This is a genomic window from Nonomuraea muscovyensis (assembly GCF_014207745.1).
Lineage (GTDB): Bacteria > Actinomycetota > Actinomycetes > Streptosporangiales > Streptosporangiaceae > Nonomuraea > Nonomuraea muscovyensis.
The window spans coordinates 318420-333569 of the sequence record NZ_JACHJB010000001.1 but is presented as its reverse complement, the minus strand read 5'-3'; the positions used below and the strand labels follow the sequence as shown (position 1 = coordinate 333569).

Below are 15150 nucleotides of genomic sequence, written 5' to 3'. Positions count from 1 at the left end.
CGACCTCACACTTCCATGCCGTAGCGATGTGCCTTGTGCGTGGGGTACAGGGCGATCTGCGGGATGGTGACGTCGGGCGTGCGGGTGGCCACGTACAGGGTGACCTCCGCGACGTTGGCGACGTCGATGCAGCTCGCGTGGATGCCCTCCTCGATCTCCTTCTCGTCCAGCCAGCCGTCGAGGTAGGCGGGGATGTCGCCGTCGTACAGACCCTTGTCGATGATCTCCGTCATCGGCGTCTTGACGTGGGAGGGGTTGATGACGGTGACGCCGATCCCCTTGTCCTTGCCCTCCAGCAGGATGTTCTTGCTGAATCCCATCATCCCGTGCTTGCTGGCGCGGTACGGGCTGTGGCCCGGACCCGAGGCGACGCGCGCCGAGGACGAGCCCATGTTGATGATGCGGCCACCGCTCTCCTGCCGCTCCATGATGCGGAACGCCTCGCGGCAGCACAGGAAGACGGCCGTGAGGTTGGGGCCGATGGTCTTGTGCCACTCCTCCAGCGTCACCTCGGTGACGGGCGGCGAAAGGGAGTCGCGGCCCGCGCTGTTGACCAGCAGGTCCAGGCGTCCCCAGGTGCGGGTGACCCAGGCGAAGGCGTCCAGCACCTGCTCCTCGCCGGTGACGTCGGCGTGGATGCCCTCCACGACGCCGCCGGACTCCCTGATGCCGGCCACGACCTTGTCCAGGCGGGGCCCGTCGATGTCCAGCAGCAGGACCTTGCACCCGTTGGCCGCGAAGATCCGGCCGACCGCCTCGCCGATGCCCGAAGCGCCGCCGGTGACCACGGCGACCCGTCCGGTCAGCGCGGACCCCGGGGCGGGCACGTAGGTGTCACTCATGATGTCTCCTCAGGTGAGTTCGTGATCGAAGGTGTGAGACGGCCGGCCGGATCAGCGCCGGCGGCCTGCGCCGCCCGCCGGGCGATCTCGTCGAACCGGCGGTCCGCCAGCAGGGCCGCGGGGGCGATCCAGGTGCCGCCCACGGCAGTGACGTTCGGCTCGGCGAGCCAGTCGCGGAACGTGCCGGCGGTGATGCCGCCCGTCGGCATGAACCGGACATCGGGGTAGGGGCCGTGGAGCGCGCGGAGCATCGGCAGGCCCCCGCTCGGCACGGCGGGGAAGAACTTCATCAGCCGCAGCCCCATGGCCCGCACCGTCTCCACGCCGGTGGGGGAGTTGACCCCCGGCACGACCGGCAGGCCGAGGCGCAGGCAGCGCTCGACGACCGCGGCGTTCGTGCCGGGCGTCACCACGAACCGGGCGCCCGCCTCGTGCGCCGCGTCCACGGTGGCGGGGTCGAGCACCGTCCCGGCGCCGACGAGGACGCCGGGCGCGGCGCGGCGCAGGACGCGGATCGCGTCGGCGGCGGCGGCCGTCCGGAAGGTGATCTCAGCCACGGGCAGCCCGCCGGCCAGCAGGGCCTCGCCCAGGCCCGCGGCGTCGGCCGCCCGGTCGATCGCCACGACGGGGACCACGCCCAGCCGCGCGAGGTGCGCCGCTACGTCGTTCACGGCCTGTCCCCTTCCGTCCGGTGCCGCAGCTCGTACGGCATGGCGAGGTCCGGCAGCAGCCAGTCGAGGCCGGCGGCGTGCGTGCGCAGCTGCTCGGCGGCCCACCGGGGATCGACGGTGTTGAAGTCGAACAGGCCGATGTGGTGGCAGACGAGCGTGGGAATGCCCGCCTCCCGGCACAGCCGCGCCGCCTCCCGCACGGTGAAGTTGCCCGGCACGCCGTTGGCCAGCCGGTGCGCGTCCCGGCCGTTGACCGGCAGCAGCGCGACGTCCACGCCGTGCCCGGCCAGCAGCTCGGCCTGGCCGGGGTAGGGGACGCAGTCGCCCGAGTGGTAGAGCGTGAGCCCGCCCAGCCGGATCACGTACCCGAGGAACCGGTGGTCGCCGCGCTCGTCGGTCTCCAGCTCCTCGTGGGCGGCCGGCACGGCGTGGATCTCGATGTCGGGTCCCAGCACCAGGTGTTCGCCCGCGGTCAGACCGGTGAGCCGCCCGGCGGGGATCCCGCGCCGCAGCGCCTGCTCGCGCTCGGCGCGGGGGGCGACGAACACCGGGGTGTTGCCGCGCAGCAGGTCGCGGATCGTCCACGGGTCCATGTGGTCGGTGTGCGCGTGGGTGTGCAGGACGGCGTCGACGCCGGTGAGCCGCGCCGGATCGACCGGCGGGGCGTGCATCCGGGCGTGCGGGAAGAGCCTGCCCCGGTACTTCTCGGCGAGGCTGTCGCTCAGGTACGGGTCGATCAGCAGCGTCGTCCCGCGATGCCGCAGCGCGAACCCGGCCTGGCCGAGCCACCACAGGCTCGTGCCAGCAGCCGCGCCACCAGCCGTGCCGCTGTCCGCGCCACCGGCCGTGCCGCCGTCCGTGCCGCTGTGCGGGTCGTCGTCCGGGCCGTCGTCCGGCGCGCGGACGAGCGGCGCGGTCCCGGGCCTCGCGGCGATCGTCGAGGGGATGCGCATGTGCCCTCCTCCCTGTCAGTCGGTGTTCTGGTCGGGGCCGGGCTGGGCCGCGCCCGTCATCAGCGCCACGGCCTCGGCCATCGTGAGGTCGGCGGTGGGCACGCACGCGATGCGCCGCCCCAGCCGCTGGACGTGGACGCGGTCGGCCACCTCGAAGACGTGCGGCATGTCGTGGCTGATCAGGATGACCGGGATCCCGCGCTGCTTGACCTCCAGGATCAGGTCGAGGACCTTGCGGGACTCCTTGACGCCCAGCGCGGCCGTCGGCTCGTCCATGATGATCACCCGGCTGCCGAAGGCGGTGGCACGGGCGACCGCGATGCCCTGCCGCTGGCCGCCCGACAGGGTCTCCACGGCCTGGTCCAGGCTCTGGATGGTCAGCAGCCCCAGGTCCTCCAGCAGCGCGCGGGTGTTCTCGCGCATCGCCCTGCGGTCGAGCATGCGCAGCCCCCAGCCGGGGAAGCCCCTGCGGCGCAGCTCACGGCCCAGGTAGACGTTGGCGGCGATGTCCCGGGCCGGAGCGAGCGCGAGGTGCTGGTACACGGTCTCGATGCCGGCGGCGCGGGCGTCCAGCGGGCCGCGGAAGGCGACCGGCCGGCCGTCCACCTCGATGGCGCCCTCGTCGGGGACGACCGCCCCGGACAGGCACTTGATCAGCGTGGACTTGCCCGCGCCGTTGTCGCCGACGACGGCGAGGACCTCCTCCTTGCGCAGCGTCAGATCGGTGCCGTCGAGCGCCGTGATGTGGCCGTACCTCTTGGTCAGGCCGCGTGCTGTGAGCGCGGCCACGTCCCGCCGGTCCGGTGCGGCGGCCGACGCGCGGCCGCCGGCGGTCGATGCGGTCATCCTCCGACCCTTCTCGTCCACTGGTCGACGCCGACGGCCACGATGACCAGCACCCCGATGGTGAAGGTCTGCCACAGGACGTCCACGCCGGCCAGGGTCAGTCCGTTGCTGAAGACGCCGACGATCAGGGCGCCGAGCAGTGTCCCGGCGACGTGGCCGCGCCCGCCGAACAGGCTGGTGCCGCCGATGACCACGGCGGTGATGCTGCTGAGGTTGACGTTCTCGCCGGAGAAGGGGCTGACCGACCCCACCCGGCCGATCAGGAACCATCCGGCCAGGGCGCAGATCACACCCGCCGCGACGTACACCGACAGCAGGACGCGGTCCGTGCGGATGCCGCTCAGCCGGGCGCCCTCCGGGCTGTCGCCGGTGACGTAGACGTGCTCACCCCACGCGGTGCGGCGCAGGACGTGGGCGGCGACGCCGAAGGCGGCCAGCACGAGCAGGCTGCCGTAGGTGATCTCCGCGCCGAGCGCGCTGAACGTCCGGCCGGGCCACAGGAACAGGCCCGGCAGGTCGGCGCCGCGGATGGTCTGGCTCTGCGAGGCCAGCAGCGTGAGCGCGCCGAACACGTTGAGCGTGCCCAGGGTGGCGATGAACGGCGGCACCCGGAGCCTGGTGACCAGCAGCCCGTTGACCGCTCCGGCCGCCGCTCCCACGGCGAAACCGGCCACCAGCGCCACGGGCGCCGGCAGGCCGGCGTCCACCGCGAGCTTGCCCGCCACGACGGTCGTCAGCACCATGATCGCCGCCACGGACAGGTCGATGCCCGCGGTGAGCACGACGAGGGTCTGCGCGACCCCGACCATGCCGATGATCTGCACCTGCTGCACGATCAGCGACAGGTTGGCCGGCTGGTAGAAGCGCGGGCCGATGAGCAGGCCGAACAGGACGCAGGCCAGGACGAGCACCAGCGTCGGGCCGACGAGGGCGTGCGCGTGCAGCAGCCGCTGCACGCGCACCAGCGGCGGCGGAGGCGGCGTGGCCAGCGTCTCGCCGACCCGCCGGCCGGTGGGTCCGGCGTCGAGTGCGGCGTCGACGCCGGTCGGGTTCGTGGACATGGCCTAGCCCCAGCAGTTCTTCAGGCCCCACGCGCTGTCCTGCGACGGCACGCCGGGAGCGGGCTGGTCGGTGATGAGCGTGGCGCCGGTGTCGGTGAAGTCGAGGCCCGCCGAGGCTGCCGGCTTGGTCCCGTCCTTCAGGTACGCCGCCACGGCGTCCAGGGCGTCGGTCGCCATCTTGATCGGGAACTGCATCGAGGTGGCGCCGATGGCCTTGCCCGCGACGTCGCGCACGCCGGGGCAGCCGCCGTCCACGGAGACGACGGTGATCTGGTCCTGCAGCCCGGCCGCCTTGATGGCCTCGTAGGCGCCCGCCGCGGCGGGCTCGTTGATGGTGTAGACGAGGTTGATGCCGCGGTCCTTCTGCAGCAGCTTCTCCATCGCCGTGCGCCCGCCCTCCTCGTTGGCGTCCGTCACCTCGTGACCGGCGATGCGCGGGTCGGACTCGTCGCCGATCCGGGTCCTGTCCTTGACGTCGACGCCGAAGCCCTCCAGGAAGCCCTGGTCGCGCTGCACGTCGACGGCCACCTGGGCCGGGCTGAGGTCGAGCAGGGCGATCCTGGCCTGCCTGCCCTCGAACGTCTCCTTGGCCCACCGGCCGATCAGCACGCCGGCCTGGTAGTTGTCGGTCGCGAACGTGCCGTCGGCGGCGGAGACCGGGTCGGTGGGCGAGTCGAGGGCGAGGACGAGCACGCCCTCGGCGCGGGCCTTGTCGATGGCGGGCAGGATCGCCTTGGAGTCGGACGGGGTGATGAGGATGGCCTCGGCGCCGGCGGCCACGAGGTTCTCCACGGCCTGGACCTGGGAGTCGTTGTCGCTCTGCCCCTTGCCGGCCAGCGGGCGCAGCTCGTAGCCGAGTTGCTCGGCGCGGGCCTGGGCGCCCTCCTTCATCTTGACGTAGAAGGGGTTGTCATCGGTCTTGGTGACCAGGCCGACGAGGACGCCGTCGCCGCCGGCCGCGCCCCCGGACCCCGCGGCCGAACCGCCGCAGCCGGTCGCTGCCAGCCCCAGAGCCAGGACCGCCACGGCGGTCTTGGAGGCGTGAGGGGTCATAGCCGCACCTCTCTTTCGCTAGCAGAAGTAGCTTTCTGCATGTTTCGCATTGTAGAAATTTCTTCGATCACTGGACGTGGGACGGCGCTCCGGCCGCCGTCAGGCCGGGATCACGCGATGGAACGCCTGGTCCCGCCGTCGACCGACACGGCCGCGCCGGTCGTGGCCGCCGCCTGCGGCGAGCAGAGATAGACGATCATGTTCGCCACCTCCGCTGGCGTGGCCGCCCGGCGCAGGATCGAGGTCGGCCGGTGGTTGCGCACGAACTCGTCCACCGCGTCCTGCGCCGTCTCCCCGCCGACCCCCAGCCTCATCACGAAGTCGCCGACCCCCTCCGACGCGGTCGGGCCGGGCAGCACCGCGTTGACGGTGACGCCCGTGCCCGCGCACCGCTCGGCCAGGCCGCGCGACACCGACAGCTGGGCGGTCTTCGTCATGCCGTAGTGGATCATCTCCGGCGGCACCTGCAGCGCCGACTCGCTGGAGACGAAGACGACGCGCCCCCAGTCGCGCTCCAGCATGCCGGGCAGGTACGCCCGGGACGCCCGGATGCCGCTCATGATGTTGGTGTCGAAGAAGCGCAGCCACTCGGCGTCCTCGACGTCGAAGAAGTCGCGCGGCTCGAAGATCCCGAGGTTGTTCACCAGCACGTCCACCTGGGGCACGGCGGCCACCAGGGTCTCCATGCCGGCGGCGGTCGCCAGGTCGGCGGCCACCCCCCGGGCGTCCGCGCCGGGCCGCGCGGCGAGGATCCGCTCGACGGCCCGTCGCACGCCGGCCTCGCCGCGGCCGTTGACCACCACCGAGGCGCCGGCCTCGGCCAGCCCCACGGCGGTCGCCAGGCCGATGCCCTGGGTCGAGCCCGTGACGAGGGCGGTCCTGCCTGAAAGGTCGATGCGCATCGTGCTCTGTCTCCTTGACGAACGGTGATGGGACGAACGGTGATGGGACGAACGGCGTTGGGACGAACGGTGAGGGGACGAACGGTGCATGGGCCAGCGGTGCATGGGACGGCGGTGACGGCGGGTGGCCCGTGCTACAGGGCCTCGCCCTTCAGATAGCGGGCGGCGGCGACGGCGATGATGAGGGCCAGGCCGGTGAAGACGGGTTCGATCCAGAACGGCGCCCCGACCAGCGCCAGCCCCGTCGCGCCCACCTGGATGGTGACCACGGCGATGATCGTCCCCCACACGTTGAACACGCCCGGCTGGATCGCGGTCGCGCCGAGGAAGACCGCGGCGTAGGCGGGCAGCAGCAGCGGCGGCCCGACCGTCGGGTTGCCGCTGCCGAGGACGCCCGCCTGGACGATCCCCGCGACACCCGCCAGCAGGCCGGCGCCGGCGAAGGCCAGCAGCGTGAGCCCGCGCACCGGCACACCGCTCAGCCGCGCGGCCTCCCGCGAGCCGCCGATCGCATAGAGGAAGCGGCCGGCGGGGGTGTGGGCCAGCAGATACCACACCAGGGCCGCCAGCAGGACCGCGTACACCACGGGGAGCGGGACGCCCAGCAGCCTGCCCTGCCCGATGGCCGGCAGCGACGGGGGAATGCCGTCGTAGAAGACGTTCCCCTGCGTGTACGCGGAGACGGCGCCGGTGATGACAGTGCTCATCCCGATCGTCACGATGAAGGAGTTGATGCCCACCCGGGTGACGAGCAGGCCGTTCAGCACGCCGACGAGCGTGCACACGACGGCGGCCAGCACGACGGCCAGGGCCAGCGGCAGCCCCTGCCGCGAGGTGAGACCCGTGACCAGCACGACGCCGAGCCCCAGGTTCGCGGCGACCGACAGGTCCAGCTCCCCGACGATCAGCGGCAGGAGCAGCCCCAGGGCGAGGATGCCGAGGACGGCCTGCAGGCTCAGCACCGTGCCCAGGTTGTCCAGGGTGAAGAAGGTCTCCGGGCGCAGCAGCGAGAACACCGCCACCAGCGCGAGCAGGAGCAGCGGCAGCGCCACCCTGGCCAGGAAGAGGGCCAGCGGCTCGCTCCGGCCGCCGGGCAGGCGCACCGATCGGGCCACCCGCACGCCGGGCGGGGTGGGCATCGCGTGATCTGTCGAGGTGCTCATGACGCCTTCTCCACTGTCGTGCCCGCCGTGCCTGTTGTGCCTGTCGTCCCTGCCGTGCCCGCCGTGCCTGTCGTGCCTTCCGTCCCGAAGTAGACGAGCCGGGTCAGCGACGCCCGGTCGAGCCGCTCGCCCGGCAGGTCGGCGACCAGTTCGCCGTCGCGCAGGACGAGGACGCGATGGCACAGGCCGAGCACCTCGTCCAGCTCGCAGGAGATGAGCAGGACGCCGGCGCCGCGCTCGGCGGCCCGCGACACCAGCCCGAAGATCTCCGCCCGGGCGCCGACGTCCACGCCCTGGACCGGCTCGTCGAAGACGACGAGGTCCGGGGCGGTCGCGAACCACTTGGCGATGACGACCTTCTGCTGGTTGCCGCCGGACAGCACGCCGAACCTGCGTTCGGGCGCGGCCGGACTGACCCGGAACTCGGTCAGGAGCCCGTCGACGCAGGCCCGCTCGGCCCGCCCCGAGATCCGTCCCCGGCGCCAGAACCGCCGGACCGACGGCAGGGTGAGATTGCGGGAGACGGGCAGTTGCAGGAAACCTCCGTCGCGGCGCCTGTCCTCGGGGATGAGCGCGACGCCGTCGCGCACCGCCTCGCGCGGCGAGCGGTGCCGCACCACCCGCCCGCGCAGCCGGATCTCACCGCCCCGAGGGCGCTGCGCGCCGGCCAGCAGCCTGGCCAGCTCGCTGCGGCCGGAGCCGAGCATCCCGGCCACCCCGACCACCTCGCCGCGGCGGACCGCGAAGGAGACGCCCCGCAGCCGCTCGCCCCGAAGTCCGGTCACCGTCAGCAGCGGCTCGCCGGCTCCGGCTCCCGCCGGGACCGGAGCCGGGCGGCTCGGCGCGCGGTCCACGTCGTGGCCGACGATGAGCCTGACGAGGTCCCGTTCCGACAGTCCCGCCACGTCCACGGTGTCCACGAGCCGCCCGTCCCGCAGCACCGTCGCCCGGTCGCCGATCTCCAGGATCTCGTGCAGCCGGTGCGAGACGTACCCGATCCCGACGCCGCTCGCGGCGACGCGTCGTACGGCCGCGAAAAGTCGGCGGCTCTCGGCGTCCGGCAGCGCGGCCGTGGGCTCGTCGAGGACGAGCAGCCGCGCCCCCGGCCCCGCGCCGGCCAGGGCGCGGGCGATGGCGACGATGGTCTGCTCGGCGAGCGGCAGCCGCCCGACCGGCTGATCCACCGGGATGTCGTGACCCAGGACGGCCAGCTCGGCCCGTGCCCGCCGCCGGATGCCCGGCCAGTCGATGCGTCCCGCCGGGGCGGCGTCGAAGCCGCGGCCGATCGCGAAGTTCTCGGCGACGGTCAGGCTCGGGATGAGCCCCAGGTCCTGGTGGACGAAGAGCAGCCCGGCGGCGGTCGCCCGGACGGGGGAGTACGGCAGCGCCATGGGCACACCGTCGATCTCGACGACCGCGCCCCGGTCCGGCTCGTGGTAGCCCGCCAGGCACTTGATCAGCGTCGACTTGCCCGACCCGTTCTCGCCCAGGAGCGCGTGCACCTCGCCGGCGCGGACCTCGAGGGAAACCCGGTCCAGGGCCCGCTGGCCGAGGAACGTCTTGGACAGCTCCCTGACGGCGACGACCGGGGGGCGGGCGGCGGTCACGGCTTTCCCCAGAGCTTCAGGTAGTGCGGCGTGGCGTCGAAGTCGCCGTCCCAGGACCCGGAGGCCGGCGCGTTGGCCTTGGTGATGAGCTTGACCGAGATGCCCTGCGCGACCGGCTGCCCGCCGGAGAACAGCCGGTTGAGGTCGTCCACCATGCCGTAGCCGACGCGCCGCATCGCCACACCGGCCGAGGCCGCCTGGAAGCCGCCCTTGCGGATGTCGTCGGTGTTGGCCACGTCGGCGTCGACCGAGATGCCGATGACCTTCGCCGGATCGGCCAGGCCCGCCTGGCGCAGCCCCTGGGCGAAGAAGTGCAGCGCCGCGTCGTAGCCCGCGAACAGCACGTTGTGCCGCGGGTTGCTCCGGGCGAGCTGCACGACCCTGCTCGGGGCCGTGGTGCTGATCTCGGCGGCGAGGTGCCTGCCCTCGGCGGCCAGCTCGCAGCCCGCTCCGGCGGCCTCGCAGTCGCCGATGAACCTCTTGACGCCCGCGGCCCGGGCCCGCACCGTGGCGAACTCGTCGTCCAGCATCACGATGAACCTGGGCGCGCTGCCGAACCGCTCCTTGGTCAGCAGGTACGCCTGCTGGGCGAGCAGGTAGCCGGCGCGCTCGTTCTCCTCCAGGGGCGGGCTGACCGACTGGATGAGGCCGCCCGTGTCGCCGCACATGTCGCACACCACGCTCAGCCCCGCCTTCCGGGCGGCCCGCAGGTCGCCCTGGACGGCGGCGGCGTCGATCGAGTTGAGGACGATGCCGTGCGCCCCCGACGAGACCGCCCGCTTGATCGCCGCGGACATCTTGGACGCGTCACCGGCCGGGTCGTCGATGGAGGCATCCCAGCCCAGGACCTTCGCGGCCTCCTGCGCGGCGCGCGCCGGCCGGGCGCACCCCTCGACCGCCATGGCGCACGGAATGATGACGAGCTTCTTGCCCGGGACCACCGCCGGCCCCTCGGCGGGCACCGGGTTGGTCTGCTCGGTCTGGGCGGCGAGCGCCGCGTCGACGTCGGCCCTGACCTTGGCGTCGAAGGCGGCGACGGGTCCGCTGGTCTCCTGCCGCGCCCCGCCGGCCGGGGCGGCCGGGCCGCCTCCGCATCCGGCGGCGAACGCCGTGACGGCGACGGACGCCGCGATGGCGAGGAGGCGGGGAGATCCGCGGAGAACGCTCATCACTGGGTTCCTTTCCTGAAGCCGGCGTCGAGGGGCGCGGTGGCGGGGTCACGACGTGACTCCGGAGGGGGCGCCTCGACCGGCTGGTTGCGCTCAGCACGAGGTTCGCAGTACTTCCTGCTAGACGTCAATAACTAGGTGGAAATTTCTTCGAAATGCTGCCGACACAAGATCCCCCAGGTCACGGCCCTGTCAGCCCCGGCCCCTACGCCTCCGGCCCGGCAGGCGGCGCCGGGCCGGAGCGCTTGACGGGTCTCAGGTCCAGTTCGTCAGGCGGCGCAGGCCGTACTCCACGGGCCCGTACCGGTGGGAGCGCAGCCACCACGCGCTGAGCAGCAGCAGCACCGTGTAGACGGCCGCGGCGACGCCCATGACGGCGATCGGCTCCAGCCGCCCGGCGAGCGCCAGGCCGTACCCGGTGAAGACCAGGCAGGCGAGCACGGACTGCCCGAGGTAGTTGGACGCGGCCGTCCGGCCCGCCGGCGCGAGCGCGCGTCCGGCCGCCGGGAACCTCCGGACGACCCGCAGCAGCGTGGCCACGTAGGCGGCGGTGAGCAGCGGCGAGGTGAGGCCGTTCACGGCCAGTCCCAGCAGCTCGACCGGACCCGAGGAGCCGCTCGTCAGGGCGAACAGGACACCACCGGGCAGGCCGATCCCGAAACCCACCCACTGGACGCGGCCGAGCAGGTGTGCCCAGCGGCCGGGCTCCTCCAGCAGTCGTGTCTTGCCCGCGGCCAGCCCGAGCAGGAACATGGCCAGCGCCGTCGGCCCCTGGAAGAGCCAGATCGAGGCGGCGAGCGGCGGATACAGCTCCCGTTGCATGCGCAGCACGTCGAGCGGGCCGCCGGTGGCCAGGGCCATGATCCGGTCGGCCTCGGCCGGATCCGACGCGGACGTCGCCGCGGCGGGGTCGAGGCTCACCAGCGCGGCCAGGGCCAGCCAGAACAGGGTCAGTGCGCCGAGGACGGCCGTCGCGACGATCACCGCCGTACGGGGGCGGATGCCGCGTAAAGCCAGCAGGATCAGCCCCAGCGCGGCGTACAGGGTGAGGATGTCGCCGACCCACACCAGCAGCCCCTGTGCCAGGCCGAGCGCGAACAGCCCCAGGCAGCGCCGCGCGGTCCGTGCGCGGACGCTCGCCCCGGCGCGTTCCGCGGCCCGCATCTGCAGCGTGAACGAGTAGCCGAACAGGAACGAGAACAGGATGTAGAACTTCGTCAGGACCAGGGCGGAGATGGTGTACGCCACCGGGCCGTCCGTGATGGGCAGCGAACCGGCCACGGCGTAGCCCGGGTCGGCGAAGAAGCCGATGTTCGCGATGAGAATGCCGGCCAGCGCGAAACCGCGCAGCGCGTCGATCTCGTGCACCCGGCCGGCCTGCGGCGTCTGCACATGCGTCATGGCGCCTGACGCTAGGCGCGGCGCGCCCTCGCCGGCATCGGCCCTTGGTCGGGGCCCGTGAGACCAAAGTCAGGTTGCCGTGTCCTGGCCCACCTGCCGGCCGGCACCGTGCCCCCCGGCGGCGACCGGCAAGCCTCCGGCCCTCACCTGCCGGTGGGTGTGGTGCAGGTGAGGGCCGGAGTCCGATCACGGGTTGCCGGCTGTGCGGCTAGAGCTTCTGGCGCGGTCGGCCTACCACCAGCCGCCCCAGCCTCCGCCGCCCCAGCCCCAGCCTCCGCCGCCCCACCAGCGACGGCGGCAGCCGCCACCTCGCCACCAGCGACGGCGGTGCCATGGATCGTGCCTGAAGTCGACTCCTTGTGACAAATGCGTCCTAGCCATGATTCCTCCCCCGAAGGCTAAGAAGCCCAAATTCGGACATTACACCCGTATCGGGCATGCCGCGAGGGGTTCGCGCCGGCTGCGCACCCCCACATCCCCGTCTCGGGCCGGGCCCGGACCGCGCGTCCAGGCTCAGGCTGACCGCGAACGGCGGGCCGGCCACCCCCCGACCTGCGGGCCGGCCACCCCCCGACCGCCGCGTGGAGAGCGAGGCGATCGTCCTCACCGGCCTCCGCGCCTGCGCATCACGCAGACCATCTACGGCCGCCCGACACCCATCGTTCCGTCGTCGTGTCACCGCACCATGCACTCAGGAGGCCGGGTGTCTCCGCCACGGTGGCGGGTCAAGGACCAAGGCCACGGGCTCTGCCACGGCGCCGGCGCCACCCGTCCATCCGGAACGCCGTAGCCGCAGGGGCCCTCCCGGGTGGCCAGGGCTGCCGGACGCCGAGCGCAGGCGGCGGAATCAGGGCTCGGCCCGGATCGTCGCGAGGGTCACCGATCTTCTTGATCGAGGTTGCCGTGAGCCTCCGCCGAAAGGTCCTGCCAGTCGGCCCAGGTCTTGAGCCGGTCGGCGTAGACCTGCTGGAGCATCGGGTAGAAGCCCTGCCCGAACAGCACCCGCAGGGGCGGGTCGTCGGAGTCGACGATCTTGAGGAGTGCCTGGGCCGCGGCGGCCGGGTCGCCGGCGGGCTGCTTGCCCGCGAACCCGGCGAGACGGCGGCGAAGGCCGTCGTAGATCGGGTCGGCCTCGGCCATGTGGCCGTTGTCGAGGGGATCGGGGTTCTTACCGGACCTGGTGGCGAAGCCGCCGGGCTCGATGACGGTCACCTTGATGCCGAAGCCGGCGACCTCCTGGGCGAGGGATTCGTTCAGGGCTTCCAGGGCCCACTTGGAGGCGCTGTAGGCGCCGCTGAGCGCGAACGCCATGAGCCCGGCCGCCGAGGACAGCTGGATGACGTGCCCTGCACCCTGCTCGCGCAGGCGGGGCAGCGCGGCCTGGATCACCCACACCGCGCCGAACACGTTGGTCTCCAGCTGGTCGCGCAACTGCTGCTCGGTCAGCTCCTCGATCGCGCCGACCTGCGCGTAGCCGGCGTTGTTCACGACGACGTCGAGCCGGCCGAAGTGCTGTCCGGCCCGCTGCACGCTCTCGAACACGGCGGCCCTGTCGGTCACGTCCAGCTCCAGCGGGAGCACCGCCTCGCCGTAGGCGGCGACCAGCTCGTCAAGGCTCGCGGCGTTCCGGGCGGTCGCGGCCACCTTGTCGCCGCGTGACAGGGCGGCCTCGACGAAGTTGCGGCCCAGACCGCGAGACGAACCGGTGACGAACCAGACCTTGCTCATGATGTCCTTCCGTTCTTTCCGCGGTGGCGGTCGCGCGGCGGTCGCCATGCGACGGTGCCAAGGCGGTCACTCGTGGAGTCGCGTTCCGCGCGGATCGTTCGCGCGGCGTCCTGACGACCATGAGGCGCCGGCGACCCGGGTTCTGTGACAGTGCGGTCATGTGATGTACGCCACCGAGCGTGGGGTGTCACACAGTGGCGCGGGCCGGCGTCTTGTGCGTGGAGCACAGTCGAGGGCGAACAGGCGGGAGCCGGCCATGAACGAGCGCAGCGAGACGACGACGGGCAGAGCCGAGCCGCTCGCCGGGGGTGGCCGGACGGACTCCGCCACCGAGGCGACCGAGGCGTTCGTCGCCCACCGCAACCTGCTGTTCACCGTCGCCTACGAGATGCTCGGATCGGCTGCCGACGCCGAAGACGTTCTCCAGGAAACCTGGCTGCGGTGGATGAAGGTCGACATGGGGCAGGTGCGCGACCAGCGCGCCTACCTGGTCCGGATCACGACCCGGCGCTCGCTCGACCGGCTGCGCGCCATGAGTCGCCGCAAGGAGGCGTACGTCGGCTCCTGGCTGCCGGAGCCGCTGCTCACCACGCCGGACGTGGCCGAGGACGTCGAGCTCGCCGAGAGCGTGTCGATGGCGCTGATGATCGTTCTGGAGACGCTGTCGCCGACCGAGCGGGCCGTCTTCGTGCTGCGTGAGGCCTTCGGTATCAGTCACGACGAGATCGCGGCCGCTGTCGGCAAGAGCCCCGCGGCCGTCCGGCAGATCGCGCGCCGCGCCCGCCGGCACGTCGATGCCCGCCGCCCTCGCGAGGAGGTCGCCCCGAACCAGGCCCGGGCGGTGCTGGAGTCGTTTCAGGCCGCGCTCGAAACCAGGGATCTGCAGGGCCTGCTTGACGCGCTCGCCCCCGAGGTCGTCCTGATCAGCGACGGCGGCGGCGTCAAGCAGGCCGCGCCGCGGCCGATCACCGGCGCCGACAAGGTGGCCCGCATGATCGTCGGCGGCCTTGGCAAGGCCCGGGTCGCGCTCACCAGTGAGCACACCGTGGTCAACGGCAACCCGGCACTCCTCCTCTACGTGGACGGCGAGATCGACGGCGTCATTGCGGTCCGGGTCGAGGACGCCCGCATCACCGGCCTCTACTACGTCCGCAACCCGGAGAAGCTCACCCGCGTCGCATCCGAGACCCCACTCACGCTGACGTAGTCCTTCAGCCGCCGCGCCGTGATCACGATATCGCCAAAGCGCGGAGCACCCTGAGCGAAGGTCTGCTCATCGGCAGAAGCGCCTAGAGGCTCGGCGGCCCCGTCACCACGTGCCAAGCACGCGAACGTTCTCTTCGAGGAGTAGACATGGCCGCTGAGGCCCCCCTGGCAGCCGACACGCCGCCGTCACCCTGGCCGACGGTGGCCACAGCAGTCGTCCTGCTCACGGCGATCATCTCCGTGCTGCTCACCGCCTTCGCCTGGCCGTCGGTGCGTTCGTCGGTCCACGGTGTGCCGATCGCCGTCGCCGGTCCGGCCACGGCGGTCGAGCAAGTCCGCACCGCTCTCGGCCGACGCCTGCCGGACGGCTTCGAGATCACTGTGGTCGCCGACACCGCAGCCGCCGAATGGTTGATCCGCGACCGGGAGGTGTACGGGGCGATCGACGTCAGCGCCGGCACCCCGCAGGTCATCATCGCCTCCGCCGCCAGCGGAGCGGTCGCCCAGAGCCTGCAGAGCGTCGCGACCGGGCTCAGCCAGGCGCAGGC

At 72.7% G+C, this 15150-nt stretch carries 13 protein-coding genes; 1 reads left to right on the top strand and 12 read right to left on the bottom strand.

All coding sequences use genetic code 11. The features are described from left to right. Nucleotides 1-5 precede the first annotated feature (5 nt). The 12 genes from FHU36_RS01625 to FHU36_RS01570 form a co-directional block, all read right to left on the bottom strand. The gene (locus FHU36_RS01625) at nt 6-842 is read right to left on the bottom strand and encodes an SDR family oxidoreductase (RefSeq protein WP_185082036.1); all 837 of its coding nucleotides are present in this window, start codon (nt 840-842) and stop codon (nt 6-8) included. Further along, on the bottom strand, nt 839-1513 hold the full coding sequence (gene eda / locus FHU36_RS01620; protein ID WP_185082035.1) for a bifunctional 4-hydroxy-2-oxoglutarate aldolase/2-dehydro-3-deoxy-phosphogluconate aldolase: 675 nt from the start codon (nt 1511-1513) through the stop codon (nt 839-841). The genes FHU36_RS01625 and eda overlap by 4 nt, the downstream gene beginning before the upstream one ends. Then, complete coding sequence (locus FHU36_RS01615; protein WP_221495731.1) at nt 1510-2466, bottom strand: MBL fold metallo-hydrolase; 957 nt, start codon at nt 2464-2466, stop codon at nt 1510-1512. The genes eda and FHU36_RS01615 overlap by 4 nt, the downstream gene beginning before the upstream one ends. Before the next feature lie 15 nt (nt 2467-2481). Further along, complete coding sequence (locus FHU36_RS01610; RefSeq protein ID WP_185082034.1) at nt 2482-3312, bottom strand: ATP-binding cassette domain-containing protein; 831 nt, start codon at nt 3310-3312, stop codon at nt 2482-2484. Beyond that, nucleotides 3309-4373: an ABC transporter permease gene (locus FHU36_RS01605; protein WP_185082033.1), complete on the bottom strand. Its 1065-nt coding sequence runs from the start codon at nt 4371-4373 to the stop codon at nt 3309-3311. The genes FHU36_RS01610 and FHU36_RS01605 overlap by 4 nt, the downstream gene beginning before the upstream one ends. A 3-nt stretch (nt 4374-4376) precedes the next feature. After that, the gene (locus tag FHU36_RS01600; RefSeq protein WP_185082032.1) at nt 4377-5426 is read right to left on the bottom strand and encodes a substrate-binding domain-containing protein; all 1050 of its coding nucleotides are present in this window, start codon (nt 5424-5426) and stop codon (nt 4377-4379) included. 110 nt (nt 5427-5536) lie between these two features. Next, nucleotides 5537-6328, bottom strand: a complete 792-nt coding sequence (locus FHU36_RS01595; protein WP_185082031.1) for an SDR family NAD(P)-dependent oxidoreductase — start codon at nt 6326-6328, stop codon at nt 5537-5539. A gap of 134 nt (nt 6329-6462) precedes the next feature. After that, the gene (locus FHU36_RS01590) at nt 6463-7491 is read right to left on the bottom strand and encodes an ABC transporter permease (RefSeq protein WP_185082030.1); all 1029 of its coding nucleotides are present in this window, start codon (nt 7489-7491) and stop codon (nt 6463-6465) included. Then, nucleotides 7488-9098 (bottom strand): sugar ABC transporter ATP-binding protein, encoded by a 1611-nt coding sequence (locus FHU36_RS01585; RefSeq protein ID WP_185082029.1) that lies wholly within the window; start codon nt 9096-9098, stop codon nt 7488-7490. The genes FHU36_RS01590 and FHU36_RS01585 overlap by 4 nt, the downstream gene beginning before the upstream one ends. Beyond that, nucleotides 9095-10267 carry a sugar ABC transporter substrate-binding protein gene (locus tag FHU36_RS01580; RefSeq protein ID WP_185082028.1) on the bottom strand — a complete coding sequence of 391 codons (1173 nt, stop codon included), beginning with the start codon at nt 10265-10267 and terminating at the stop codon, nt 9095-9097. The genes FHU36_RS01585 and FHU36_RS01580 overlap by 4 nt, the downstream gene beginning before the upstream one ends. A 255-nt stretch (nt 10268-10522) precedes the next feature. Beyond that, complete coding sequence (locus tag FHU36_RS01575; RefSeq protein ID WP_185082027.1) at nt 10523-11668, bottom strand: DUF418 domain-containing protein; 1146 nt, start codon at nt 11666-11668, stop codon at nt 10523-10525. An 876-nt stretch (nt 11669-12544) separates the two neighbouring features. Beyond that, nucleotides 12545-13396 carry an SDR family NAD(P)-dependent oxidoreductase gene (locus FHU36_RS01570; protein WP_185082026.1) on the bottom strand — a complete coding sequence of 284 codons (852 nt, stop codon included), beginning with the start codon at nt 13394-13396 and terminating at the stop codon, nt 12545-12547. Nucleotides 13397-13652: 256 nt separating this feature from the next. On the opposite strand from FHU36_RS01570, the gene FHU36_RS01565 reads away from it, so the two are divergent. Then, nucleotides 13653-14603 carry an RNA polymerase sigma-70 factor gene (locus FHU36_RS01565; protein WP_185082025.1) on the top strand — a complete coding sequence of 317 codons (951 nt, stop codon included), beginning with the start codon at nt 13653-13655 and terminating at the stop codon, nt 14601-14603. Nucleotides 14604-15150 lie beyond the last annotated feature (547 nt).

Coding starts and splice junctions, on each gene's coding strand:
- FHU36_RS01610 (WP_185082034.1), bottom strand. CDS start 3,312: ATGACCGCATCGACCGCCGGCGGCCGCGCGTCGGCCGCCGCACCGGAC.
- FHU36_RS01575 (WP_185082027.1), bottom strand. CDS start 11,668: ATGACGCATGTGCAGACGCCGCAGGCCGGCCGGGTGCACGAGATCGAC.
- FHU36_RS01595 (WP_185082031.1), bottom strand. CDS start 6,328: ATGCGCATCGACCTTTCAGGCAGGACCGCCCTCGTCACGGGCTCGACC.
- FHU36_RS01615 (WP_221495731.1), bottom strand. CDS start 2,466: ATGCGCATCCCCTCGACGATCGCCGCGAGGCCCGGGACCGCGCCGCTC.
- FHU36_RS01605 (WP_185082033.1), bottom strand. CDS start 4,373: ATGTCCACGAACCCGACCGGCGTCGACGCCGCACTCGACGCCGGACCC.
- FHU36_RS01600 (WP_185082032.1), bottom strand. CDS start 5,426: ATGACCCCTCACGCCTCCAAGACCGCCGTGGCGGTCCTGGCTCTGGGG.
- FHU36_RS01625 (WP_185082036.1), bottom strand. CDS start 842: ATGAGTGACACCTACGTGCCCGCCCCGGGGTCCGCGCTGACCGGACGG.
- FHU36_RS01590 (WP_185082030.1), bottom strand. CDS start 7,491: ATGAGCACCTCGACAGATCACGCGATGCCCACCCCGCCCGGCGTGCGG.
- FHU36_RS01570 (WP_185082026.1), bottom strand. CDS start 13,396: ATGAGCAAGGTCTGGTTCGTCACCGGTTCGTCTCGCGGTCTGGGCCGC.
- FHU36_RS01580 (WP_185082028.1), bottom strand. CDS start 10,267: ATGAGCGTTCTCCGCGGATCTCCCCGCCTCCTCGCCATCGCGGCGTCC.
- FHU36_RS01565 (WP_185082025.1), top strand. CDS start 13,653: ATGAACGAGCGCAGCGAGACGACGACGGGCAGAGCCGAGCCGCTCGCC.